The sequence below is a fragment of the Aeromicrobium sp. genome, from assembly GCF_037719875.1.
In the GTDB taxonomy this organism is placed as follows: Bacteria; Actinomycetota; Actinomycetes; order Propionibacteriales; family Nocardioidaceae; genus Aeromicrobium.
In genome coordinates, this window is sequence record NZ_JBBJMJ010000006.1 from 73350 (window position 1) to 94383 (window position 21034).

A 21034-nucleotide genomic window follows, 5' to 3' on the forward strand; every position below is an offset into this window, starting at 1 on the left:
CCGGCGACGGGATGCGGTGGCGATGCTGACCAGGAAGCACAAGGTCAGCGAGCGCCGTGCCTGTCGGCTGGTCGGGCAGCACCGATCGTCGAATCGATACGAGTCCAGGCCCACGGATCTGGAGGCGAAGCTGGTCGAGCGGATGTACGCGCTGAGCCTTGAGCATCCGAAGTGGGGCTACCGGATGATCCACGGGCTGCTGGTCGCGGAGGGCTGGCCGGTCAACAAGAAACGGATCGAACGTTTGTGGCGTCGCGAAGGGCTGCAAGTGCCCCCGCAGAAGAGTAAAGCCTCAGGTCAGAAGGCGCGTGGTGATGATTCGAACAGCACCCGGCGGTTGCCGGCGCGGTACCGGAACCACATCTGGTCCTATGACTTCATCAAGCGTCGGACCAGTGACGGGCGCCCGGTTCGGGTGCTGAATGTGATCGATGAGTTCACCCGGGTCGGGGTCGGCTCGCGCGCGGCCCGCGGCATCGGCGCCAAAGGTGTGCGCGACCACATGGAAAAGCTGTTCGAGATCCATGGGAAACCGACTCTGATCCGTGCCGACAACGGCCGGGAGTTCATCGCCGACAGCCTGCTGGACTGGCTCGGTGAGCAGCAAGTACGTGGTGTCTTCATCGCGAAGGCCAGCCCGTGGCAGAACGGCATCAACGAACGGTTCAACGGCACGATGGAACGCGAACTGTTTGGGCACGAGGTCTATCACTCGATCCTGGAGGTCCAGTTCGTCATCGACGCGTGGCTGGAGAAGTACAACACGCTGCGCTCCCATCGCAGCTTGCGCGGACAGACCCCAGCGGCATACGCAAGAATGCTCAAGGAAGCGACACCGTACGACCAGGGTGGTGGTAGCAAATGAGAGTGGCTACCAACGCTGCGCCTGGACCAGTCGCGACCACCCGATCGCGGTGCCCCAACCGGATCGAATCAACCAACAACTCTCACAGGCACTGGACCAGAACTTCGGGGCCGAACACGCCCTTTCCCGGTAGGGCGGGTTGCCGATGACCACGGTGACCGGAGTGTTGGCCTTGACCTCGTTCGCGAGTCGTCGTGAATCCGAAATCGCCCGGTACTGATAACTGAGTTGGTCGACATCGGTGTGTGGGTCGTCCAGGGTGTTCGTGACGTATGTGCGCATGCCACCCGGCGGCGGGGTCGCACCGATCCGGCGAAGCATGTCACTGGTCCGAAGTTCAGCCACCGCGTACGGGCCGGTCTGCAACTCGAACCCGATGAGACGTTTCGCGAGGTCGGTGACCCGTCCAGCGACAGCACCTTGGCCGTCGTTGAGGCGGACCTGCTCAGATGCCTGCTCGATGATCGCGTGTAAATATGTCCCTGTTCCCATTGCCGGGTCGACCACCGTGACGTTCGGGTCGGAGAACCCGGAGACCCGGCCGAGTACCTGCGCCAACACGTCGCCGGTGAGCCGCACCATCTGCTCCACCACTGGCAGCGGCGTGTAGTACGAACCGGACTGTTGACGCAGTTTCGGGTCGTACGCCTCAAGGAACTGTTCGTACAGGTACAGGTAGGTGTCACGCGGGGACGAACGGATGCGGTCCCAGTCGATTGCCCCGACAACTCTGGTCAGCAGTTCCAGTGAGATGCGGAAGTCTTCGGCCATCTCATCGGTCAGCAGTTGCAGTGCGCGACCCATCAGTGAGTGGCGTGCCTTCATGGCGTCACCGACACCGTGAAGGTTGGTGTCGGCGAGGCTCACACCATCGCTGGTCGCGAGGAGCAACGCGAACGTCACGGTCTGGGCGTAACCATCAGCGAACTTTTCGTCGGTCGCTTCGGGGAACAGCAGACGACGCCAGTCGTTCGCCAACCCTGAGAACTGTTGGTCCTCGACGCGAGCGCCACCCGCAACGGCCTTCCGTTCGGCTTCGAGCCGTTCCACCACGTCGCCACGCAGGAGCCTGGTGAGCGGCGCAACGGCCGTCACTAGTTTCGGCACGGTCCTGATCGGTGCCGGTTCCCAATCAAAAAACTGCCGCAGCAACGGCTCGAAGTCCGGTCCCACGGTGAGGGACGCTCCCGCACTCTCCAACGGCCCACCGGACAGGATCACTGGGTCGCCCACGGGTTCAGCGTCACGGAACAGCCGCCACTGTGTGCCGTTTGTGTAGATCAGGTTCGGAAGGTCGCTGAGGCGTTCCCACTGCTCAAGGTTCCGTCCACGGAAACTGTCAGGGTCGACCGACACACGGGGTGCTTTGACCTCGACGTATCCGGTGATCGCGCCGTTGACCTGGACACCGTAGTCGGGGCGGACGTGCCGTTCGGTGTCCGGCACCTCAGAGTGCATGACCACTGTCAGCCCGAAGTGTTCACCGATCTTCGTAACCATGTGGTCAAGCGGAGGACGAATCGTCGCTTCACGCTCACCAGGACCCGCAAGGAGCGTCTTGGCTCGTGCCCCAAACTCCGACACCAGATCGCTCAGCCACTGGGGTGCGGTGTCAGGCATGAGCCAATCCAATCATCACGAAGAGGTCTTGCAGTGCTTATCGGCCTCGTAGGTGGCACGGCGCTACTGACGGATGAGTTTTCGCATCCGTGATGCGGGGAAACTGGGTGACAAAAGGCCTATGGGATTTTCGGCCAACAGTCGTGGGATCGGCCGCTCGAATTGCCCGCATCGTCGCAGTTCAGACACTTTCGCAAACGCCCCACAGAATGACGAATGACCCCAACAGTCCCTCTGTTGGGGTCATTCCTCAACTGCGACCAGGTCCACGTGCCACACCCGACTCGGGCGCAGTCTGCATCTCAGCGCTGGGTGGTCTGGTGATTGCTGGACCCGTGAGTTGGCGGTGTGTCGTCGTCAATTTCAGCGGCTACGGAAACGGTGAGGCCGCCCAAGAGGAAGCCGATGACAGCTGCTGCGAGCGTACTGGTGTTCATGGTGCCCTCCGTTGGTTTAGCGGTGGTTGGTGTGATCGGCCTCGGAGGAGGCCGAAGGGTCCGAGGTTTCACGATGGTGGTGACCACCATCTGAGTCCGGGCGGTCTTTTGAAACTTGGTGGGCTTGGTGGTCCGCGCCGTGGTGATACTGATGGGTCAGGGCATGACCCTTGCCCTTGTCGATGAGGTACCGGTTGACCGGGAAAGCTGCGACGAACGCTGCGGTGAGGGCGATCATCATGCCCAGCCAGAAGATGGGATTGACCAGGCCGTCGTCCATCGCGCCCGGGATGAGCGCCATGACGACATTGTCGACCAGCTCCATCACGGCGATCGAGAGTGTGTCGGCGACGAAGACAACGCTGAGTGCGGCGCCAAAACCGAGGCCCGCCTTGATCAGCGGAAGCGTGGAAAGGGCGTAGCCGAACAAGAACGCGAGTCCGACCGCCAGGACCAAGGTGGCACCTGTGCTGAGACCGACGGCGGTGCCGATCATCAGGCCTGCGATCTCACCAATGGCGCAGCCGGTGAGGCAGTGCAAGGTTGCGCTTGCGGCCATGGAGTTGCGCGAGTTCATCTGGTTCTTCCTCTCGTTGGATACCCCCCCACCGTATACGGTGACTGTCCAACAGACAAGGCAGGGAACGGAAAGGGAGCGACAGCGTCGCCACTGTGTCTTGTGGCGACGCTGTCGAGGGTGTGGTGCGGTCAGGGGACTTGGTAGGCGGCGTCCGAGTCGACTCCTTCCGGGGTGCCGGTGGGGCGACGGAGGAGGGCTGCGGCCGCAAGGGCGCCTGCGCCGGCGACGATGGCGGCGCCGATGAAAGCGGCCGAGAAGCCGTCGGTGAGGGCGCCCTTGTCACCGAGCTGGTCCGCACGGTTGGCGGCGGCGACCGCGGTCATGATCGCCAGCCCCAGGGCGGAACCAATCTGGTAGCTGGTGTTGACGATGCCCGATGCGAGGCCGCCCTCTTCGGGGCGCGCCGCCGAGATCGCGGTGCCCAACGTCGGGATGAACGCCAGCGACATGCCCAGCGCAGCCACGAGTGAGGCCGGCAGGACATCGACCGTGTAAGACCCATCGGGATCGATGAAGGCCAGCCAAGCCAGGCCTGCTGTCAGCAGCGTCATGCCCGCCACGGTCGACGCCTTCGGACCGATCGATGCGAGCACTCGCGGGGCGAGCACGATCATGCCGATCATGATCAGAAGCGTCATCGGCAGCAGGGCCGCGCCGCTGGGGAACGCGGTGTAGCCCAGAACCTGCTGCAGGTAGAGGTTCAAGAAGAACCACATCGGGATCCATGCCGCGCCGAGGAGTAGCTGGGCGAGGTTCGCCGCAGCAAGGTTCGGCGCCCGGAAGATGCCGAGCCGCAGCAGCGGCTCGCTGCGCTTGGCCTGCACGACAACGAATCCGGTCAGCAGAACAGCAGCGATCGCCAGCGTGCCCCAGGTCTGGCGCGTATCCCAGCCGACCTCTGGCGCCTGCACTACTCCGTACACCGCAGCGCCAAGGCCTGCGGTGACGGTTGCAGCTCCGAGCACGTCGACGCGTCGACTCGTGCTGCTTGTACCGGCAGGCATGACGCGTGGGACAAGCGTGAGAACGACGATGGCGATCGGGATGTTGATGTAGAACACCCACGGCCAAGACAGGTACTCGGTGATCACGCCCCCAAGGAACACCCCTGCCGTGCCCCCGGCTGGGGCAGCGGCACCATAAAGTGCCAGGGCCTTCGGCAGCTCCTTCGGATTGGCTCCGAAGATCATGAACAGAAGGGTCAATGCCGAGGGAGCGATCAGCGCCGCCCCAGCGCCTTGAACGGCGCGGCCCACCAGCTCAATCGTCACATTGCCCGCCAGCCCCGCCACCAGGGATCCGACCAGCAAGACGAGCCAGCCCGCGGAGAACATCGGGCGCGCGCCGAGCACGTCAGAAAGCTTTCCGCCGAGCAGAAGAAGTCCACCGAGGGCAACGACGTAGGCGTTGAACACCCATGACAGGTTCTCCTGGGTGAATCCGAGGTCGGCCTGCATGGGTGGGAGGGCCACCCCGATGATCGAGGTGTCCATGATGACCATGAACTGCGCTGCGGCGATTACCGCGAGCCCGAGCCAGCGGCGGTCTGCGGCCGGACTCGTTGTTGTTGTTGACATCTCTACTCCTTGAATGTGTATCGGGCTTCCGAGATCTTGTACTTGTGCTTAATACCCTAGGGGGGTAAAGTATTCCTGTAGCGAGACGCTATCATCAAATACCGGGGGGGGTACCCTGAAGATGACCACGACGCTTATCCAGAAGGGCCGCGAGATGCCGGACGCTGATGCAGGGCACGAGCACAGCTACATCGCCAACAACACGAAGGCCGACTACCTCAAGCGGTTGCGCCGCATTGAGGGGCAATCGCGAGGGCTGCAGCGGATGGTCGAGGAGGAGAAGTACTGCATCGACATCCTCACCCAGATCTCCGCGATGACGAAGGCGCTCGAGGCCGTTGCCCTCGGACTGCTGGACGAACACATGGCGCATTGCGTCGTCAACGCCGTCGCTGCCGGCGGCGATGAGGCACAGATCAAGCTACGGGAAGCCTCCGACGCCATCGCGCGTCTCGTCCGGTCCTGATCGTCACGTTTTCATGCAACACATATTTGAAAAGGAATCAGTTATGAGCCAGACACAAACTTTCACTGTCATCGGAATGACCTGCAGCCACTGCGTCGCTTCGGTCACCGAGGAGATCCAGGAGATCCCCGGCGTGCAAGACGTCGCGATCGATCTGCCGACTGGCGCCGTGAACGTCACCAGCATCGAGCCCCTCGACGACGCCGCTGTCAAAGCCGCGGTCGAGGAAGCCGGCTACCAGTTCGCATGAGCACCTCACTCAAGCTCGCCGGCTTCGCTGCGGCTGCTGCCGCGATCTTTGGCCTCGCGCTGATGGTCGGACGAACTCTCGGCCCAGTCGACGAAGCTGTCGCCGGCGAGCACGACACCTCGCACGGCACCGGATCGGGCCAAGACGCTGAACCGGCCTCATCCAGAGCACAAGACGTGCCAGGAGGACTCATGGTCTCCCAGAACGGGTACACCCTCGATCTGACCGAACCTCGCTCCCGGTCCGGGCAGGACCGACCGGTCAAATTCATCATCACCGACCGCGACGGCGCCCCGGTCATCGCTTATGACGTCGAGCACGAGAAGGACCTGCACCTCATCGCCGTGCGGCGTGACTTCACCGGCTTTCAACATGTCCACCCAGTCCTCGACACGGGTACCGGCGTCTGGTCAACCGACGTGGACCTCACCCCAGGCGCCTGGCGGATCTACGCAGACTTCAAGGCTGCCGGTGCAGATGCGCTCACCCTCGGCACCGATCTGGCCGTCGACGGCCAGTATCAGCCCGCCGCCCCTGCCGAGGACAACCGCACCGCGACTGTCGGGGGTTTCGAGGTTGCGCTGGACGGCGCTTTGACCGCAGGAAGGGACGCAAAGCTCACCCTGAGCGTGACCAAGGAGGGCAAGCCGGTCGAGGATCTGCAGCCCTACCTCGGTTCATACGGCCACCTGGTCGCACTCCGCGACGGGGACCTCGCCTACCTGCACGTTCACCCCGACGGGACTCCCGGAGACGGCACGACGCGACCTGGCCCCGACGTCGTCTTCCACACCGCCGTCCCCAGCCCCGGGACCTACCACCTGTATCTGGACTTCAAGCACGACGGCGAGGTCCGCACCGCGGCGTTCACTGTCACCGTCGACGCGAGCAGCAGTCCGTCCGACACCCAGACACCCGCCGATGACAGTGGCCACTCCGGTCACTGACCGCGACCCCATTCAGGAGAAGACCATGAGTACGCAAAGTTCAGCAGACGCCGCGGTCAACTCGCTCGACCTGGCCATCACGGGAATGACCTGCGCCTCTTGCGCCAACCGCATCGAACGCAAGCTCAACAAGCTCGAAGGTGTCACGGCCACAGTCAACTACGCCACGGAGAAGGCAAAGGTCACCTTCGACGCCAACCTGTCGCCAGAGACGCTGATCTCGGCGGTGGAGCAGGCCGGATACGGTGCCTCCCTTCCACGAGCCCCGAGAACCGGCGCTGACCCAGGTACGCCTGGTGAGATCAGCGAAGCCGATCCGATCGATCCGATACGACAGCGGTTGCTCGTCTCTGCGCTGCTGACCATGCCCGTGATCGCCATGGCGATGGCCCCCGCGCTGCAGTTCACCAACTGGCAGTGGCTCTCGTTGACCCTCGCCGCACCCGTAGTGGTCTGGGGTGCTTTGCCCTTCCACAAGGCGGCGTGGACCAACCTGCGGCACGGCACATCCACGATGGACACGCTCATCTCTTTGGGCACGCTCGCCGCGCTCGGCTGGTCTCTCTATGCACTGTTTTGGGGTACGGCCGGCACGCCCGGGATGACCCATCCGTTTGAGCTCACGATCCAACGCGGCGACGGCAGCGGAAACATCTACCTCGAGGCTGCGGCTGGAGTGACGACATTCATCCTCGCGGGGCGCTATTTCGAGCAACGATCCAAGCGCCGCGCCGGCGCCGCACTGCGCGCGCTGCTCGAGCTCGGCGCGAAGGAGGTCGCGGTCCTCGGGCCTGACGGCACCGAGACCAAAATGCCCGTCGACCAGCTCGCGGTGGATGACCTCTTCGTCGTACGGCCAGGTGAAAAGATTGCCACCGACGGCATGATCGAACGTGGCACTTCGGCCATTGATGCCTCGATGCTCACCGGCGAATCAGTACCCGTCGAGGTTGGTGCCGGGGACCTGGTCGCGGGGGCGACAGTCAACTCGGGCGGCCGCCTGGTCGTCCGGGCGATCCGAGTCGGCGCCGACACCCAACTGGCCCAGATGGCCAGGCTCGTCGAAGACGCACAGAACGGCAAGGCGCAGGCTCAGCGTCTGGCCGACCGGATCTCGGGCATCTTCGTTCCGATCGTCATACTGCTCGCCGCAGGCACCCTCGGGTTCTGGCTCGGCACCGGCAACGGGCTCGCGGCAGCTTTCACCGCCGCCGTTGCGGTCCTGATCATCGCCTGCCCCTGCGCTCTGGGCCTGGCCACCCCGACCGCCCTGATGGTCGGAACGGGTCGTGGCGCACAGCTGGGCATCCTGATCAAGGGCCCTGAAGTGCTCGAATCCACTCGATCGGTTGACACGGTCGTGCTCGACAAGACCGGCACGGTCACCACCGGGCGAATGACGCTTCGCGACGTCATCGCCGCAGAGGGCGAGGACCCCGCCGAGGTTCTGCGCTACGCCGGCGCCCTGGAGGACGCGTCCGAGCACCCCATCGCACGCGCGATCGCCGACGGGGCCCGAGCCGAGCACGGCACGCTGCCGGCGGTCGAGGACTTCGCGAACGTCGAAGGACTCGGTGTGCAGGGCCTACTTGTCGAAAGCGGAACGAGCCACGCGGTCCTGGTGGGACGGCCGGAGCTGCTCGCAGACTGGTCCCAGCACTTGAGCGACGACTTGTTGACCGCGCTCGAGGATGCCCGAGCGACCGGCGGCACGGCGGTCGCGGTCGGGTGGGACGGCGAAGCGCGCGGGATCGTGGTCGTGGCTGATGCGATCAAGCCAACTTCGGCGACCGCAATCGCCGAGCTGCGCGAACTTGGCCTTCAACCGATTCTCCTGACGGGCGACAACGCCAAGGTCGCACGGACCGTGGCCGCCGAGGTCGGCATCGACATGGCAGATGTCATCGCTGATGTCATGCCGGCGGACAAGGTGGACGTCGTCAAACGCTTGCAGGGTGAGGGCAGAGTTGTGGCGATGGTCGGCGACGGAGTCAATGACGCGGCGGCCCTGGCACAGGCTGACCTTGGCCTTGCCATGGGCACCGGGACCGACGTGGCGATCGAAGCCAGCGACATCACCCTCGTGCGCGGCGACCTGCGGGTGGCAGTCGATGCCATCAGGCTCTCGCGCCGCACCCTGGCGACGATCAAGGGCAACCTGTTCTGGGCGTTTGCCTACAACGTGGCCGCACTGCCGCTCGCGGCCGCAGGTCTGCTGAATCCGATGCTCGCCGGAGCCGCGATGGCATTCTCGAGCGTGTTCGTGGTGTCCAACAGTCTGCGGTTGCGCGGATTCAGGGCAAACTCCGCATTCACGACTGCCCAATCCAAGACGGCCCAGTCCACGACGGCTCAGTCCACGACGGCTGCGTCGACCCGCTGAGCCGAGCCGGCGGCCGGCTCAGTCGGTCTGGTCCTCGAACGCTGCACGCATTCGCAGGTCCTTTGACGGGTCAGCAACCGAGCAGCAGTTCGTGGGCTTGATCCGACCGGTGACAGCGAGGACGACGGTCAGGACGAGCACGATCAATGCAAAAGCAGCAAGAACGTAGATCACGGGAACCTCCTGAGGTATCTCAGGGTACGAGAATCGGTACGAAACTTCAGGTCAAGCCACAGGTGGGGTGCCCCGATAGGATGTTTACCGTGTCCACCCGCTGCCTGGTCCCAGCTGAGGCGTTGCCTCGTGGGCTGCGAGCGGTTCTGAACTGGCTGATCATCCTCGGCGTGTTCGCCATGCACAACGTGCTGGTTGGCGCCGACGGTCAGACCCAGAGCCACCATGACAGCATGAGCATGTCGCAGATCGGTGACGCCGCTGAGGAGACCGCCCACATGAGCGCGGTCGTCGTCGCTAGCGTCGTGCACGCAGCTGAACTGCCCGACACCGGCGGGGCGATGTCCGACTGCGGTGGACTGATGGCGCTTTGCCTGGCGATGGTCGTCACCGTCAGCGCCCTTCTTGTCGTCCGCCAAGTCTCTCGCGACCGGGTGTTGTGGCAGCTCCCCCCGCCGACAGCGGTGCGAGCATTCGCCCCCATCCCCCCGTTCAACTGTCGAAGTCCGTTACAACGCAGTTCCGTCCTGAGGTGCTGACAGCGGTGCCGGTTCACACCGGCCAGCCGCCGATCAGTCATGCGACACATCTCAAGGAGAATCATGCGTATCAAAACCGTTCTGGCGACTCTCGTCGCCGCCACCACCCTGACCGTCCTGACGGCATGCTCAGGGTCTGATGATGCTTCGGCTTCATTCAACGATGCCGATGTGACGTTCGCGCAGGACATGATCCCGCACCACCGTCAGGCCACCGAGATGGCTGGACTCGCGGCAGAGCGCACAGAGAACGCAGACGTGCTCACGCTGGCAGAGCAGATCACCGCAGCCCAAGGACCTGAGATCGACATGATGTCCGGCTGGTTGAAGTCCTGGGACAAGAAGGTGCCGTCGGACGGGGACGGGATGGAAGGCATGGATCACGGATCGTCCTCATCCTCGGACATGCCCGGCATGATGAGCGACGACGAGATGGCCGCGCTCGAAGATGCGTCCGGCTCCGAGTTCGACCGTCAGTTCCTGACCATGATGACGGCGCATCACGAGGGCGCAATCGAGATGGCCAAGACCGAGGAGGCCGACGGCAAGTACGCCAAGGCTGTCGCGCTGGCGAAGGAGATCCAGAAGGATCAGGCCGCAGAGATCTCGACCATGGAGAGCCTGCTCCAGTCTTGAGACCGGGCACCCGGTCGCCAGCACTCTTCCCCAGCGGCCGGGTGTCCTTCTTCGCCCCCATTTCTAAGGAACTTCCATGCCCCCGACCTTGCGGTCCCCCATAAGGCGCACACCCATCGCTGCCGCAGCGCTCTTGCTGCTGAGCGCCTGCGGCGGAACATCGGACAGCGACACGGCTGCCGACCCCACCATCACCCACGTGCACGGATTGGGTGTGAACCCCGCCGACGGCACCTTGTACGTGGCCACACACCTCGGGGTTTTCACCCTCGGGGAAAGCATTGAGCAGGTCGGTCCTCGACAGGACACCATGGGGTTCACCGTTTCAGGCCCCAACGCGTTCCTCGCCAGTGGACACCCCGCGACCACGACAGGTCCCGCCAACCTGGGACTGATCGCCAGCACCGACCGGGCGCGCTCCTGGAAGCCAGTCGCGTTCGAAGGGGAAGCCGACTTCCATGCCATTGAAACGGGCGGACCGTGGACCTATGCCTACGCCGCTGACCTAGGTCTGGTCCGGTCTGAGGACAAGGTCGCTTGGTCGAAGGTCACCGATCGACCGCTGATCGACATCGCTGTGGACCCCAGCGACTCCGACCGCGTACTCGCCTCCTCCGTGCAAGGACAGCTGGAAGTCATCAAGCCCGGCCGAGCGTCTTCCCGGGTGCCCGATGCGCCTCCCATCGGGGCCGTCGACTATGCCGACACCCACGTGGTCGCAGGTCTGGGGCCAACCGGTCAGGTGTACGTCAGTCGCAACAACGGCAGCACGTGGACCAAGCAGGCCGATCTGTCCGGCGAGTCCCAAGCCGTCGATGCCAACCCCGGACTGTGGCACGCGGCCACCAGCACCGGCATCTACAAGTCTGTTGACGACGGTGCCACCTGGACACCGGTGTACCAGGCGTCCCCATGAAGCACGTAGCAGGAAAACGGCGTCGCAAAAGGTCACTGAACCGGACCAGCAAGGCCACCTTCGCAACCGTGCTGATCATCCTCGTTGGCGCTGGAGGAGCAACAGTCGCAGCCGCCAACCAGAACCGGGCCACCCAAGTGACCGATTCTGGACCGGCCGCGCTGTCCACCGCAGCATTGCCTACCGTCACGCCGGCACCCACTACCGCTGCGCACAAGCCAGCATCAGAACCTGCTTCGGTGACGGTTCCCACGTCGGGTGAGGGAACTTTCACTGTCGCAACCGGGACTTCCACCCAAGAAGCAGTCGGGCAGGTCATCACCTATCAGGTTGAAGTCGAGAACGGACTCCCCTTTGACGCTCGAAAGTTCGCTGCACGAGTTGACCGGACTCTCACTGATCGGCGCGGCTGGATCCGTAATGGCTACTCGTTCAACCGCAGAACGCGCGCAACTCAGCGCATCGTGCTTGCCAGCCCCAGCACCGTCGACCGACTCTGCGCGCCCTTGCTGACCCGAGGACAAGTGTCCTGCCGCAACGGCAACATCGTGGTCATCAACGCCGTGCGTTGGGCGAAAGGCGCCGAGTCCTACCGCAAAGATCTCGACGGATACCGCACCTACGTCATCAACCACGAAGTCGGGCACAGCCTCGGCCGCATTCACGAGCCCTGCCCAGGCCCAGGCAGCCTGGCGCCGGTCATGCACCAACAAACCCTTGGACTCAACGGCTGTACCAAGAATCCTTGGCCATGAAGTCGATGTCCGTCCGCGTCCACCGAGCGCGAGCTGAAGGTCAAAACGTCTCTGTGGGGGCAGCCCTGGAAGCCCAGTCGCAACGGGCCTCCCCGTGAAAACACAAAAGCACAGGTCAGAACATCCTGACCTGTGCTTCCGCGGTGTGAGGGGCGCGACTCAGGCGCGGCTTCCGCGCCGGTTGAAGATGCTCCAACCACCAGGGCCGACGGCGAGGCCGACGACGATCAGCACGATGCCGAGGAGCACGCTTCCGTTGATGAGCGTGATGATGCCGTAGATCACAAGAGCGACGGCGACGAGCCAGAGGAGGATTCCCATAGTGGTTCCTTATCGGTTGGAGTGAGGTCAGCGGGGCGGCAGGTCGTCGCGACGTACGTCGCGGACGCTGCGTTCGCGCTGGCTGTTGAGCACAAGGCTCAGGACGATGCCCAATGCGCCAGCGGCCATGCAGATGTAGCCGACTGCTACGAGGTCGACACCGGAAATGGCGTCCTGGACGGCGAACGCCAAGATGGCGCCGAGGGCAATGAGTGCGATAGATCCACCGAGATACATGGCGTTTCCTTTCGACGGGCTGGCCTGGGGCGACGGTTCCTACGCGGTGGCGTAGGAACCCACCTCGCCCAGGTTGGGGTGTTCGTGTGATGCGGTTCCGCAGATGTTGTCGGCGACCTCGAGCACGGTGACTCCGCGATCGGTAGCCGCCCACACGAGCAGCCCGAGGGCTGTCTCAGAACTCACGTCATGCTCGTGCATCAGCATGCGTTGAGCCCTGATGATGACCTCGACGCTCGTTTGGTGCATCCCGGACCCCTCAAGGCTTCGAATCTTGATGGTCCCGAGTCCATCACCGGGCGACAGGTCATCGACAGGCGGATGGGGAGTACCCCGCCGCCCGCAGACTATTCACCCGGACTGGCCGGCGTGCGGCTCAGGCCTCGGCATCGAGGGCTGCGGCAACCCGCCGGTGCGCGACCCAGATCTCTTCGGGCAGGTTGTCGAACTGCCGGAGGTGCTCCTCGCGGAAGCCCATCTCTTGGCGCCAGCGCTCGTTGTCGATCGACAGGATCGTCTCGAGATCCTTCGGCGTGATGTCGACGCCGTCGAGATTGAGCTCATCGGCGGTCGGAATGATGCCGACCGGCGTCTGGCGGCCCGAGACCTCGCCGTTCTTGAGCTGCAGGAGCCACAGGAGCGGGCGAAGGTTGTCGCGGTAGCCGGGCCACAGGAAGTGACCGTCCTCGGGATCCCGCTGGAACCAATTGACGTGCGCGAAGATCGGCAGGTCCTTGGCCGCCCCGACGATCTTGAGGTAGTGCTCGGCATAGTCGCCCTCGCCGTATGCCATGAACGGCCGGTTCGACATCGGGTCGTAGCGGAGCATGCCTTCGACACCCTCGGCTGCCGAGGTGGCCTCGGCGCCAAGCGTCAAACCGTCATAGACGCCTTCGGCCAGATCCGTGATGGCCCGGATGAGCGGCTCGCGATCACGGGTGCGGCCACCGAAGATGATGGCGTCGATCGGCACGCCGGTGGCAGCGTTGTAGTCGTCGGCGATGTTGGGGACGTTGTCCAGCGTCGTGGTGAAGCGGCTGTTGGGGTGCGCCCAAGGGCTGTCGTCGCCTGCCTCGCGATCGGCGACCGGAGCCCCGGTCCAGTCCAGCCAGCCGGACGGATCGACCGGCGGCTGGGGCGTACGGCCCTCCCACCAGACCTCCTTGGTCGTCGGGTTGTAGGCAATGTTGGTGAAGATCGCGTCGGTGCCCTCGGCGATCGAGGCGAGCGCGGTCGGGTTGGTGCCCTCGTTGGTGTCCTTGGCCACGCCGAAGACGCCGTACTCGGGGTTCATTCCGTAGAGCTTGCCGCTGGCCTCGTCGACCCACAGCCACGCGATGTCGTCGCCATAGAACGAGACGTGATAGCGGTCGCCGAGCACATCGGGGGCCAACATCATCGCGAGGTTGGTCTTGCCAGACGCGCTCGGGAAGCCACCGCAGATGTGATAGGTCTTGCCGAGCTCCTTGTCCCTGATGCCGATCAACATGTACTGCTCGGCCAGGAACTTGCGTGAGGCCCAGCCGTCGTATGCCGCCTGGCGCAACCCGTGCGCGATCTTGCCGAGCAGGGCGTTTCCGCCGTAAGACGAGCCGAAGTGCAAGATGGTGCGCTCGTCGGCGACCGTCACGAAGTAGCGCTGGTCGTCGGGGGTGCCCTGCCCGAGGTTTTCCAGGTCGCCGGTCACGTGGACCGCGCGGACGAACTGGTCGGGGTCCGGGAGGTCCTCGAGATGCTCCGCGCCCACGCGTGCCATGCGGATCATGTGCAGCACGACGGTGCGGGTGTCGGTGACCTGGACGCCGGCGGCCCACGGCGCGAGCGCGTTGCCGGGAGGAGCCATCAGATAGGGGATGACGTACATCGTCTTGCCCTGCGAGGCGCCGCGCATGCGGTCCTCGAGCATCGGACGCATCTCCGAGGCCGGGCGCCAGTTGTTGTAGACACCCTTGTCGGTGGGATTGTTGGTCGCGACGATCGTGCGTTCCTCGGAGCGCGCGGTGTCCTTGACGTAGCTCCGCGAGTAGTAGAGACCATCGCCGGCGGGCTCGAGCTCGCCGGCCTCTACGGCCTCGGCGATGAGCCGCGCGTCGTCGGAGGCGCTGACCACCTCCACGCGGTCGGCGCCGGTCAGATCGGCCCAGTAGTGCACGTACTCGCGTACCTGCGGGTTCTTGATTCCTGCTTCGTCCAGTGCTGCATCAACGTCGGCCATCGCTCGATCATGCCCTCTTCGCCCGAAGAACGCACTGCCCAGTGCCTCACATATGGCGTATGTCTCGACTGATCGGCCCCGCGGAGACGCTCAGGATCCGGGCCACTCACCCGTGACCCGCTCGAAACCCTTGGCTCCCTGACGCTGGATCACGGCTTTGACGACCGCAAAGATCGCACCTTGGAACACCGCGGCGATCAGGATCTCCTTGAACGAGTACTCGGACTGGAGTGGTCCTGGAGGATCGGCATCCTCTCCGGCGCTGACCCGCTTCCACACCTGCTTGAACAGAAGTGACGCGATGAGCCCGCCGGCGATCGAGCTGACGATGCCCACCGGGCGATAGAGGATCTTGGCGGACGTGCTGGGTGTCTTGGCTGCAGTCATGGGGTTCCTGATCCTTGCTGAGAGGTCAACTGGCGACGCGGTGGCGGGCGAGCTCGGCGCGTTCGCCCTCACTCAGGCCACCCCATACGCCATAGGGTTCCTGGACCGAGAGCGCGTGCTCGCGGCAGCGGTCGATGACCGGGCAGCTGGAGCAGAGCCGCTTGGCGTTCTCCTCGCGGCGCTCACGCTTGGCGCCACGTTCTGACTCGGGAGAGAAGAAGACCTCGCTGTCAACGCCCATGCAGGCGCCTTGGTATTGCCACTCGTACTTCTCGATGAGCGGCACAGGGAGTCTCTTGACGTTGACCATGGTGCTGTAGTTCCCCCCGGTTGCATTTTCAAACATCTGTGGATGACGCCCATCGGTGCGGGACGGATAGCCTTGGGGGCATGACTGAACCGCGCGTCCTCACCGAGATCGACGGTCCGATCGCGTATGTCTGGCTCAATCGGCCGGACAAGCTCAATGGTGTCGATCTCGAGCTGATCACCGAGCTGATAGCGGCGGCCGAATCGCTCAAGGCCAACCGCAACATCCGTGCGGTGGTGTTGCAAGGCAAGGGCCGATCCTTCTGCGCGGGACTCGACTTCGCCGCGGCGTTCAAGGACAAGCGCAAGGTTGCCCGCTTCTTCTTCGCCGGGCCACGCACCGTCAACACCTTCCAGCGGGTCACCGCGATCTGGCGGAGCCTGCCCGTCCCGGTCATCGCGGTGGTCCACGGGCACTGTTACGGCGCCGGTGTGCAGCTCGCCGCCGGCGCGGACTTCCGTTTCACGACCCCCGACGCGACGTGGTCGATCCTCGAGGCCATGTGGGGGCTCGTGCCCGACATGGCCGGCACCGTGCCCTTCAACGAGCTGCTCCCGGCTGATGTCGTGATGCGTCTGTCGATGACGGGTGAGTCGTTCACCGGGGAGCGGGCCGGCGAGCTGGGCCTGGCCACCGAGGTCAGTCCCGACCCGCTCAAGGCTGCCTTGGCCCTCGTCGACCAGATCATCGAGCGATCTCCGGACTCGGTCGCCGCGACGAAACAGCTGATCTACGGCAATCGCCACCGCAGCATCCGTGGCGCCTATCGGCTCGAGCGCCGGTTGCAGGCCGCGATGTTCAAGTCCAAGAACACCACGATCGCGCGCAAGGCCGGGTCGGCCAAGGAGACACCGGTCTTCGGGCCCCGAACCTTCGATTGATGCGTGTCCGCCCGCGGTTGTTACTGTGTTCGGCGTGACTGACGACAATCCCGTGCAGGCCCCGGGCGCCCCCAAGTCCAAGAAGGTCGCCAACCAGTACGAGCGTGGTTATGACTACACGAAGTACTGGGACAACCGCGACTACGAGAACGCGGCTGAGCACATCGCGATCCGGCGACTGTTGAAGGGCAACCACTACAGCAGCGCCGCCGACATCGGCGGTGGCTTCGGCAGGCTGTGCATCCTGTTGCGCACGTTTTCGGACAAGGTCACCCTCGCCGAGCCGGCGGCCTCACAGCTGGAGGCGGCCAAGAGCGTCCTCGCGGGCACCGACATCGAGCAGAGGCAGATGCAGGCAGACGACCTGAAGTTCGCCGATGGGGAGCTGGATCTCATCACGATGATCCGGGTCATGCACCACATCCCGGAGCCCTCGACGGAGTTCGCCGAGATCGCGAGGGTCCTGGCACCTGGCGGCACCGCCATCATCGAGGTCGCCAACTACGGTCACTTCAAGAACCGGCGCCGGCACAAGAAGGAGGGCACCCCCCTCCCCGTCGAGCCGGTCAGCATCCGCAAGACCCAGGCCGAGGAGCCCGATGCCATCGCGTTCGTCAACCACAACATCGACACCGTGGTGGGTCAGCTGGAGGCGGCCGGCCTGAAGCTCGAGAACAAGCTCTCGGTATCAAACCTGCGCAGCCAGAAGCTCAAGCGCGCTCTCCCCACCAGCGCGATGCTGGCTGCCGAGCGCGCCACCCAGCAGCGCCTGGCCAAGAACAACTTCGGACCCAGCATCTTCCTGAAGCTTCGCAAGCCCTAGCTGCACCGCGCCCGCGGCTCTGTGGTCCCTAAGTGCTGGCCAGAAGGTCGCCGGCGCCGGAGGGCGCGAGCTTGCCCTGAGTCAACGGAGGATGCGGTCGACGAGCTCGTCCACGACAAAGTCGATCGACAGGTTGTCTTCGATCGGTGCTGTCAGGTGGTCGAGCATGAGTCCGTCGATCGCGTAGTGGAACAGGGCCAGCTCGATTCGCCCTCCGGGGAGTCCCGCGCTTGCGTTGAAAGCGACATCGTCTTCGAATGCGCGCCGCCTCCAAGCCCCGAGCGCTTTTGCGACGCTCGGTCGTCGCGATGCCTCGAGTCGTAGCTCGAACAGCGCGAGGGAAACATGCGGGTTCGCGCTGAGTCGTCGAACGACGTTGCGCAGGTGCTCGGCGAACACAGCACGATCCGGAGTGCGCTGTTTGAGCTGCGCGAGGGTTTCGGGGTCGGGAGCCAGTCTCTCTTCGATTCGATCGACCAGCGCAGCAACGAGGTCGACGCGAGTCGGGAAGTAGTTGGATGCGGTGCCTCTCGGGGTGCCGGCCGCGGCGTCGACAGCGCGGTGAGTCAGGCCGCGGGCACCCTCCTCCGCAAGAACGCGGATTCCCGCGTCGGCGAGCGCGGAACGCCGATCGTCGTTGCGAGCCATGATGACCATGTTAGGCACACCACGACACCTGTTGTAGTCTAACCACGACAGGTGTCGTGATTGGAGTCATCATGCGGGAACTCGTCTACTACGTAGCCGTCAGCCTCGACGGCTATATTGCAGACCCGAACGGCGGATTCGACGCATTCCCGGTCGAAGGAGATCACACCTTCGTCGTCTTTGGTGAGTACGCTGATGCGCTTCCCACCCACGCGCTTTCCGGCCTCGGCATCGAACCACCGAGAACAAGATTCGACACGGTGATCATGGGCTGGAAAACCCTCGCCCCTGCACTCGATATTGGTATAGCCAGCCCCTACTCGCATCTGCGTCAATTCGTCGCGAGTCGACGCGCCCGTGACCTCGATCGGACGATCACGTTGACCCATGATCCGCTGGACACCGTTCGTGATCTGAAAAGAGAAGACGGCCTGGACATCTGGCTCTGCGGGGGTGGAGAACTCGCGGGCGCGCTGCTGCCAGAGATCGACCGTCTCGTGCTGAAACGGAACCCTTTGGTCTTCGGCTCAGGCATTTCGCTCTTCGGGAAAGCATCCTACGAACCGCGGGCGTTCACACTGACAGGTGCGCGCTCGTTCCAGTCGGGGGTCATCATCGAGGAGTATGCAGTCAGTGAGTGACGCCGATTAGCTTGCCGCCCGCTCGCGCTGGGCCGCTTCTCATGGCGCACACGAAAACCTGCCACGCTGCCGGCGCCTGATCAGCCTGCTAACCTGCGGCCCACGCTGGCACCCCCCTCACGACACGACCAAACTCATCGCGATCACAGCCGAACGCTCACCCGTGCGCGGCAACCACCCCACGCTCACCCCAGCCCTTGACTCGCAGCGCGAAAGCTAGGCCGAGGCGAATCGGGCAGCGGAACGGGCCTTTGCCTTGGCGGCCTCGACCTCACGGTCCTTGGGCGGGGCCGTCGTCACGAGATCGTCCAGCAGGTGGCCCGTGATGTGGGCGATCTCGGCGACTGCTGCGTTGAAGACCTCCTCGTTGGCCTTGGACGGCTTGGACGCCCCGCTGATCTTGCGTACGTACTGCAGCGCAGCTGCGTGAACCTCGTCATGAGTGGCGGACGGTTCGAAGTTGTGAAGGGTTCGGATATTTCGGCACATGGTTGCAGGCTAGAACAGCCCCACCGCTCGCGGAAGGGCGAGCGGCGGGGCCGTTGTGGATCGTCCTAGCGCTCTTCCCACCAGTCGCGGGCGGCGTCCGCGCTGTCGGGATAGTCCGCGAACACGCCGTCCAGCCCGGTCTCGAAGAAGGCATTGAGCTCGCCGAAGATGTCACCCTTGGCGTTGGGATCGGTCCCGTCGCGGAAGTCTGCCGGGAGGAACTGGTTCTCGTCACGGAAGGTGTAGGTGACGACCTTGAGACCGGCGCGGTGAGCCTCCTTCACGACCGGAGTGGGAGTCGTGAGGAATCCCTGGGCATCGCGGGGGATGATGCTGTTCTTCTCCGGACCCAGCCAGCGCGCATAGCGGGCGACCACCTTCAGCCCGGCGGGCTTCATGAGGTCGGCGTAGGTGCGCGGATCCCCCGCGACGACGAGATCGTAAGGCGCGCCCTTCGCCGAGGTCAGCTGGACCAACGGGACTCGAGTCTGCTGGGCCAGCTGACGCAGGTTGGTGGTCTCGAATGACTGGATCATGACCTTGGAGCGCGCCGAGTCCCGCCCGGCACGTCCCAGCGAGCGCAGCAGCGGCTGCTCCAGGGGCAGGCCGATCGACTGGAAGTAGGTCGGGTGCTTGGTCTCCGGGGCAACCCCGATCGTGCGACCACGCTTGCGTCCCTCCCGGTTGGCCAGTGCGAGGACCTCGTCGAACGTCGGGATCGAGTAACGGCCGTCATAGCGGGTGTTGCCCGGTCGCACGCCCGGGAGGCGCTCCTTGGCCCGGAGGGTCCTGAGCTCGAGGAGGGTGAAGTCCTCGGTGAACCAGCCCGAGATGGGTGTGCCGTCGACATTCTTGGTGGTCTTGCGCTGAGCGAACTCGGCACGATCCGCGACATCGGTCGTGCCGCTGATCTCGTTCTCGTGCCTGGCGACGAGCACGCCGTCCTTGGTGCTGACGAGGTCGGGTTCGATGTAGTCGGCGCCGAGCCGGATCGCCAGCTCGTAGGCAGCGAGGGTGTGCTCGGGGCGGTGCCCCGAGGCGCCACGGTGGGCGAAGACCGTGATGGGTTGGTGATGGCGGACCTTGTGGCTGTTGTTGACCCGCGTCTTGTTGATCGTGGGCGTCGGTTCGGCGGAGGTCGCAGGTGCGGCCGCCACCCCGGTGGCGAGGGCGGCGGCGCCGATGACGTGCGCCGTGCGTCGGGCATACGGGAGAAGGATGCTCATGACTCGAGTGCACGGGTGATGAGTGACGGGGGCGTGCACGCGAGCAGCACGCTGGGTGAACAGCGGTTGTCCGTCCCCCATTGCGCGGGCTCGTGCTCAGGCGTCGGGCGACTAGATGACGTCGAGGCGCCTGAGCACGTCACGGACGTGCTTCAGCGCGTTCTTCTCGGTGAGACCGGTCGTGTCGTCGAAGTAGAGACCGTCACCGATCAGCTGGATCGTGCGCGCGAGCGGCTCGTCGCCGAGGTGCTCACGCAGCACGACGAACCAGCCCTCGCGGAGGTCGGCGAGCGCTGCCGCAGCACGTGAGTCGTTCTCCTGGGCTATGCGCGCGGCGGCCACGAGTGCGCGGTCGAAGTCGCTGCCGGTGTTGACCGAGGTGGCGAGGTAGAACTCCACCGGCCCCTTCTTGGCGGTGCGCATCTTGGCGGCGTCGGCGGCACCCTGCTCGCGCAGCCGGGCGAGCATCCCGTCGACGAGCTCGTCCTTGCTGTGGAAGTGGTAGAGCAGCCCGCCCTTGGAGACCTCGGCCTGAGCGGCAACCGCGTCCAGTGTTGCGGCGCGTCTGCCGACCGTGACGAGCAGAGTCTCGAAGGCATCGAGCAGGCGATCTCTCGTCGTGCGTTCGCCGGCTGCCATGCGATCACCCTACCGAGAGGAATATCACCCGCTCACGGGTCGTTGACTATACCGTCTGGACGGTACAGTTGA

At 64.5% G+C, this 21034-nt stretch carries 26 protein-coding genes; 12 read left to right on the top strand and 14 right to left on the bottom strand.

Going from position 1 to position 21034, the window contains the following annotated elements; all coding sequences use genetic code 11:
* Positions 1-22 precede the first annotated feature (22 nt).
* The gene (locus tag WKF39_RS07965) at positions 23-865 is read left to right on the top strand and encodes an IS3 family transposase (protein ID WP_340387341.1); all 843 of its coding nucleotides are present in this window, start codon (positions 23-25) and stop codon (positions 863-865) included.
* Between the two features lie 6 nt (positions 866-871).
* Here WKF39_RS07965 and WKF39_RS07970 read toward each other — a convergent pair whose 3' ends face one another.
* The 3 genes from WKF39_RS07970 to WKF39_RS07980 all read right to left on the bottom strand — a co-directional run bounded on the left by WKF39_RS07970 (position 872) and on the right by WKF39_RS07980 (position 5079).
* Positions 872-2485 (bottom strand): N-6 DNA methylase, encoded by a 1614-nt coding sequence (locus tag WKF39_RS07970; protein WP_340387123.1) that lies wholly within the window; start codon positions 2483-2485, stop codon positions 872-874.
* Positions 2486-2938: 453 nt separating this feature from the next.
* Positions 2939-3499, bottom strand: coding sequence for a DUF4396 domain-containing protein (locus WKF39_RS07975; RefSeq protein ID WP_340387125.1), 561 nt, complete (start codon positions 3497-3499; stop codon positions 2939-2941).
* Between the two features lie 131 nt (positions 3500-3630).
* Positions 3631-5079 (bottom strand): MFS transporter, encoded by a 1449-nt coding sequence (locus WKF39_RS07980; RefSeq protein ID WP_340387127.1) that lies wholly within the window; start codon positions 5077-5079, stop codon positions 3631-3633.
* A gap of 154 nt (positions 5080-5233) precedes the next feature.
* Here WKF39_RS07980 and WKF39_RS07985 point away from each other — a divergent pair, with 154 nt between their 5' ends.
* Genes WKF39_RS07985 through WKF39_RS08000 form a run of 4 tightly spaced genes read left to right on the top strand, consistent with a single transcriptional unit; the run spans position 5234 to position 9125 of the window.
* Positions 5234-5545: a metal-sensitive transcriptional regulator gene (locus WKF39_RS07985; RefSeq protein ID WP_340387343.1), complete on the top strand. Its 312-nt coding sequence runs from the start codon at positions 5234-5236 to the stop codon at positions 5543-5545.
* 43 nt (positions 5546-5588) lie between these two features.
* Positions 5589-5795 carry a heavy-metal-associated domain-containing protein gene (locus WKF39_RS07990; RefSeq protein WP_340387129.1) on the top strand — a complete coding sequence of 69 codons (207 nt, stop codon included), beginning with the start codon at positions 5589-5591 and terminating at the stop codon, positions 5793-5795.
* Positions 5792-6742 carry a hypothetical protein gene (locus WKF39_RS07995; protein ID WP_340387131.1) on the top strand — a complete coding sequence of 317 codons (951 nt, stop codon included), beginning with the start codon at positions 5792-5794 and terminating at the stop codon, positions 6740-6742. Before WKF39_RS07990 ends, WKF39_RS07995 begins: the two co-directional genes overlap by 4 nt.
* A gap of 25 nt (positions 6743-6767) precedes the next feature.
* Positions 6768-9125 (top strand): heavy metal translocating P-type ATPase, encoded by a 2358-nt coding sequence (locus WKF39_RS08000; protein ID WP_340387133.1) that lies wholly within the window; start codon positions 6768-6770, stop codon positions 9123-9125.
* An 18-nt stretch (positions 9126-9143) separates the two neighbouring features.
* Here the strand turns inward: WKF39_RS08000 and WKF39_RS08005 are convergent, their stop codons facing one another.
* Positions 9144-9299, bottom strand: a complete 156-nt coding sequence (locus tag WKF39_RS08005) for a hypothetical protein (RefSeq protein ID WP_340387135.1) — start codon at positions 9297-9299, stop codon at positions 9144-9146.
* An 89-nt stretch (positions 9300-9388) separates the two neighbouring features.
* Between WKF39_RS08005 and WKF39_RS08010 the strand changes: the two genes are divergently transcribed.
* From WKF39_RS08010 to WKF39_RS08025, 4 genes are all read left to right on the top strand, one after another.
* Positions 9389-9838 carry a hypothetical protein gene (locus WKF39_RS08010; RefSeq protein ID WP_340387137.1) on the top strand — a complete coding sequence of 150 codons (450 nt, stop codon included), beginning with the start codon at positions 9389-9391 and terminating at the stop codon, positions 9836-9838.
* A 63-nt stretch (positions 9839-9901) separates the two neighbouring features.
* Positions 9902-10474 (top strand): DUF305 domain-containing protein, encoded by a 573-nt coding sequence (locus WKF39_RS08015; RefSeq protein WP_340387139.1) that lies wholly within the window; start codon positions 9902-9904, stop codon positions 10472-10474.
* Positions 10475-10550: 76 nt separating this feature from the next.
* Positions 10551-11390: a F510_1955 family glycosylhydrolase gene (locus tag WKF39_RS08020; protein WP_340387141.1), complete on the top strand. Its 840-nt coding sequence runs from the start codon at positions 10551-10553 to the stop codon at positions 11388-11390.
* Positions 11387-12145 carry a DUF3152 domain-containing protein gene (locus WKF39_RS08025; protein ID WP_340387142.1) on the top strand — a complete coding sequence of 253 codons (759 nt, stop codon included), beginning with the start codon at positions 11387-11389 and terminating at the stop codon, positions 12143-12145. The genes WKF39_RS08020 and WKF39_RS08025 overlap by 4 nt, the downstream gene beginning before the upstream one ends.
* A 159-nt stretch (positions 12146-12304) precedes the next feature.
* Here WKF39_RS08025 and WKF39_RS08030 read toward each other — a convergent pair whose 3' ends face one another.
* From WKF39_RS08030 to WKF39_RS08055, 6 genes are all read right to left on the bottom strand, one after another.
* Positions 12305-12466: a GPGG-motif small membrane protein gene (locus WKF39_RS08030; protein ID WP_340387144.1), complete on the bottom strand. Its 162-nt coding sequence runs from the start codon at positions 12464-12466 to the stop codon at positions 12305-12307.
* A gap of 27 nt (positions 12467-12493) precedes the next feature.
* Positions 12494-12703, bottom strand: a complete 210-nt coding sequence (locus WKF39_RS08035) for a DUF6458 family protein (protein ID WP_340387146.1) — start codon at positions 12701-12703, stop codon at positions 12494-12496.
* 39 nt (positions 12704-12742) lie between these two features.
* Positions 12743-12952: an ANTAR domain-containing protein gene (locus WKF39_RS08040; protein WP_340387148.1), complete on the bottom strand. Its 210-nt coding sequence runs from the start codon at positions 12950-12952 to the stop codon at positions 12743-12745.
* Positions 12953-13079: 127 nt separating this feature from the next.
* Positions 13080-14918, bottom strand: coding sequence for a phosphoenolpyruvate carboxykinase (GTP) (locus tag WKF39_RS08045; RefSeq protein ID WP_340387150.1), 1839 nt, complete (start codon positions 14916-14918; stop codon positions 13080-13082).
* A gap of 90 nt (positions 14919-15008) precedes the next feature.
* Positions 15009-15305, bottom strand: a complete 297-nt coding sequence (locus WKF39_RS08050; RefSeq protein WP_340387152.1) for a DUF4235 domain-containing protein — start codon at positions 15303-15305, stop codon at positions 15009-15011.
* 25 nt (positions 15306-15330) lie between these two features.
* Complete coding sequence (locus WKF39_RS08055; RefSeq protein ID WP_340387346.1) at positions 15331-15615, bottom strand: WhiB family transcriptional regulator; 285 nt, start codon at positions 15613-15615, stop codon at positions 15331-15333.
* A gap of 80 nt (positions 15616-15695) precedes the next feature.
* Between WKF39_RS08055 and WKF39_RS08060 the strand changes: the two genes are divergently transcribed.
* Both WKF39_RS08060 and WKF39_RS08065 read left to right on the top strand, forming a co-directional pair.
* Positions 15696-16496, top strand: coding sequence for a crotonase/enoyl-CoA hydratase family protein (locus tag WKF39_RS08060; protein WP_340387154.1), 801 nt, complete (start codon positions 15696-15698; stop codon positions 16494-16496).
* Positions 16497-16530: 34 nt separating this feature from the next.
* A complete protein-coding gene (locus WKF39_RS08065; RefSeq protein ID WP_340387156.1) occupies positions 16531-17319 on the top strand; it encodes a class I SAM-dependent methyltransferase in 789 nt (262 codons plus the stop codon).
* 81 nt (positions 17320-17400) lie between these two features.
* Here the strand turns inward: WKF39_RS08065 and WKF39_RS08070 are convergent, their stop codons facing one another.
* Positions 17401-17967, bottom strand: a complete 567-nt coding sequence (locus WKF39_RS08070; protein ID WP_340387158.1) for a TetR family transcriptional regulator — start codon at positions 17965-17967, stop codon at positions 17401-17403.
* 71 nt (positions 17968-18038) lie between these two features.
* On the opposite strand from WKF39_RS08070, the gene WKF39_RS08075 reads away from it, so the two are divergent.
* Positions 18039-18608 carry a dihydrofolate reductase family protein gene (locus WKF39_RS08075; protein WP_340387160.1) on the top strand — a complete coding sequence of 190 codons (570 nt, stop codon included), beginning with the start codon at positions 18039-18041 and terminating at the stop codon, positions 18606-18608.
* A gap of 216 nt (positions 18609-18824) precedes the next feature.
* On the opposite strand, the gene WKF39_RS08080 is transcribed toward WKF39_RS08075, so the two are convergent.
* From WKF39_RS08080 to WKF39_RS08090, 3 genes are all read right to left on the bottom strand, one after another.
* Positions 18825-19097 carry a DUF2277 domain-containing protein gene (locus WKF39_RS08080; protein WP_340387162.1) on the bottom strand — a complete coding sequence of 91 codons (273 nt, stop codon included), beginning with the start codon at positions 19095-19097 and terminating at the stop codon, positions 18825-18827.
* Positions 19098-19162: 65 nt separating this feature from the next.
* The gene (locus WKF39_RS08085; RefSeq protein WP_340387164.1) at positions 19163-20323 is read right to left on the bottom strand and encodes a glycerophosphodiester phosphodiesterase; all 1161 of its coding nucleotides are present in this window, start codon (positions 20321-20323) and stop codon (positions 19163-19165) included.
* Positions 20324-20434: 111 nt separating this feature from the next.
* Complete coding sequence (locus WKF39_RS08090; protein ID WP_340387166.1) at positions 20435-20962, bottom strand: TetR/AcrR family transcriptional regulator; 528 nt, start codon at positions 20960-20962, stop codon at positions 20435-20437.
* Positions 20963-21034 lie beyond the last annotated feature (72 nt).

Coding starts and splice junctions, on each gene's coding strand:
- WKF39_RS07965 (WP_340387341.1), top strand. CDS start 23: ATGCTGACCAGGAAGCACAAGGTCAGCGAGCGCCGTGCCTGTCGGCTG.
- WKF39_RS07970 (WP_340387123.1), bottom strand. CDS start 2,485: ATGCCTGACACCGCACCCCAGTGGCTGAGCGATCTGGTGTCGGAGTTT.
- WKF39_RS07975 (WP_340387125.1), bottom strand. CDS start 3,499: ATGAACTCGCGCAACTCCATGGCCGCAAGCGCAACCTTGCACTGCCTC.
- WKF39_RS07980 (WP_340387127.1), bottom strand. CDS start 5,079: ATGTCAACAACAACAACGAGTCCGGCCGCAGACCGCCGCTGGCTCGGG.
- WKF39_RS07985 (WP_340387343.1), top strand. CDS start 5,234: ATGCCGGACGCTGATGCAGGGCACGAGCACAGCTACATCGCCAACAAC.
- WKF39_RS07990 (WP_340387129.1), top strand. CDS start 5,589: ATGAGCCAGACACAAACTTTCACTGTCATCGGAATGACCTGCAGCCAC.
- WKF39_RS07995 (WP_340387131.1), top strand. CDS start 5,792: ATGAGCACCTCACTCAAGCTCGCCGGCTTCGCTGCGGCTGCTGCCGCG.
- WKF39_RS08000 (WP_340387133.1), top strand. CDS start 6,768: ATGAGTACGCAAAGTTCAGCAGACGCCGCGGTCAACTCGCTCGACCTG.
- WKF39_RS08015 (WP_340387139.1), top strand. CDS start 9,902: ATGCGTATCAAAACCGTTCTGGCGACTCTCGTCGCCGCCACCACCCTG.
- WKF39_RS08020 (WP_340387141.1), top strand. CDS start 10,551: ATGCCCCCGACCTTGCGGTCCCCCATAAGGCGCACACCCATCGCTGCC.
- WKF39_RS08025 (WP_340387142.1), top strand. CDS start 11,387: ATGAAGCACGTAGCAGGAAAACGGCGTCGCAAAAGGTCACTGAACCGG.
- WKF39_RS08030 (WP_340387144.1), bottom strand. CDS start 12,466: ATGGGAATCCTCCTCTGGCTCGTCGCCGTCGCTCTTGTGATCTACGGC.
- WKF39_RS08035 (WP_340387146.1), bottom strand. CDS start 12,703: ATGTATCTCGGTGGATCTATCGCACTCATTGCCCTCGGCGCCATCTTG.
- WKF39_RS08040 (WP_340387148.1), bottom strand. CDS start 12,952: ATGCACCAAACGAGCGTCGAGGTCATCATCAGGGCTCAACGCATGCTG.
- WKF39_RS08045 (WP_340387150.1), bottom strand. CDS start 14,918: ATGGCCGACGTTGATGCAGCACTGGACGAAGCAGGAATCAAGAACCCG.
- WKF39_RS08050 (WP_340387152.1), bottom strand. CDS start 15,305: ATGACTGCAGCCAAGACACCCAGCACGTCCGCCAAGATCCTCTATCGC.
- WKF39_RS08055 (WP_340387346.1), bottom strand. CDS start 15,615: ATGGTCAACGTCAAGAGACTCCCTGTGCCGCTCATCGAGAAGTACGAG.
- WKF39_RS08060 (WP_340387154.1), top strand. CDS start 15,696: ATGACTGAACCGCGCGTCCTCACCGAGATCGACGGTCCGATCGCGTAT.
- WKF39_RS08070 (WP_340387158.1), bottom strand. CDS start 17,967: ATGGCTCGCAACGACGATCGGCGTTCCGCGCTCGCCGACGCGGGAATC.
- WKF39_RS08075 (WP_340387160.1), top strand. CDS start 18,039: ATGCGGGAACTCGTCTACTACGTAGCCGTCAGCCTCGACGGCTATATT.
- WKF39_RS08080 (WP_340387162.1), bottom strand. CDS start 19,097: ATGTGCCGAAATATCCGAACCCTTCACAACTTCGAACCGTCCGCCACT.
- WKF39_RS08085 (WP_340387164.1), bottom strand. CDS start 20,323: ATGAGCATCCTTCTCCCGTATGCCCGACGCACGGCGCACGTCATCGGC.
- WKF39_RS08090 (WP_340387166.1), bottom strand. CDS start 20,962: ATGGCAGCCGGCGAACGCACGACGAGAGATCGCCTGCTCGATGCCTTC.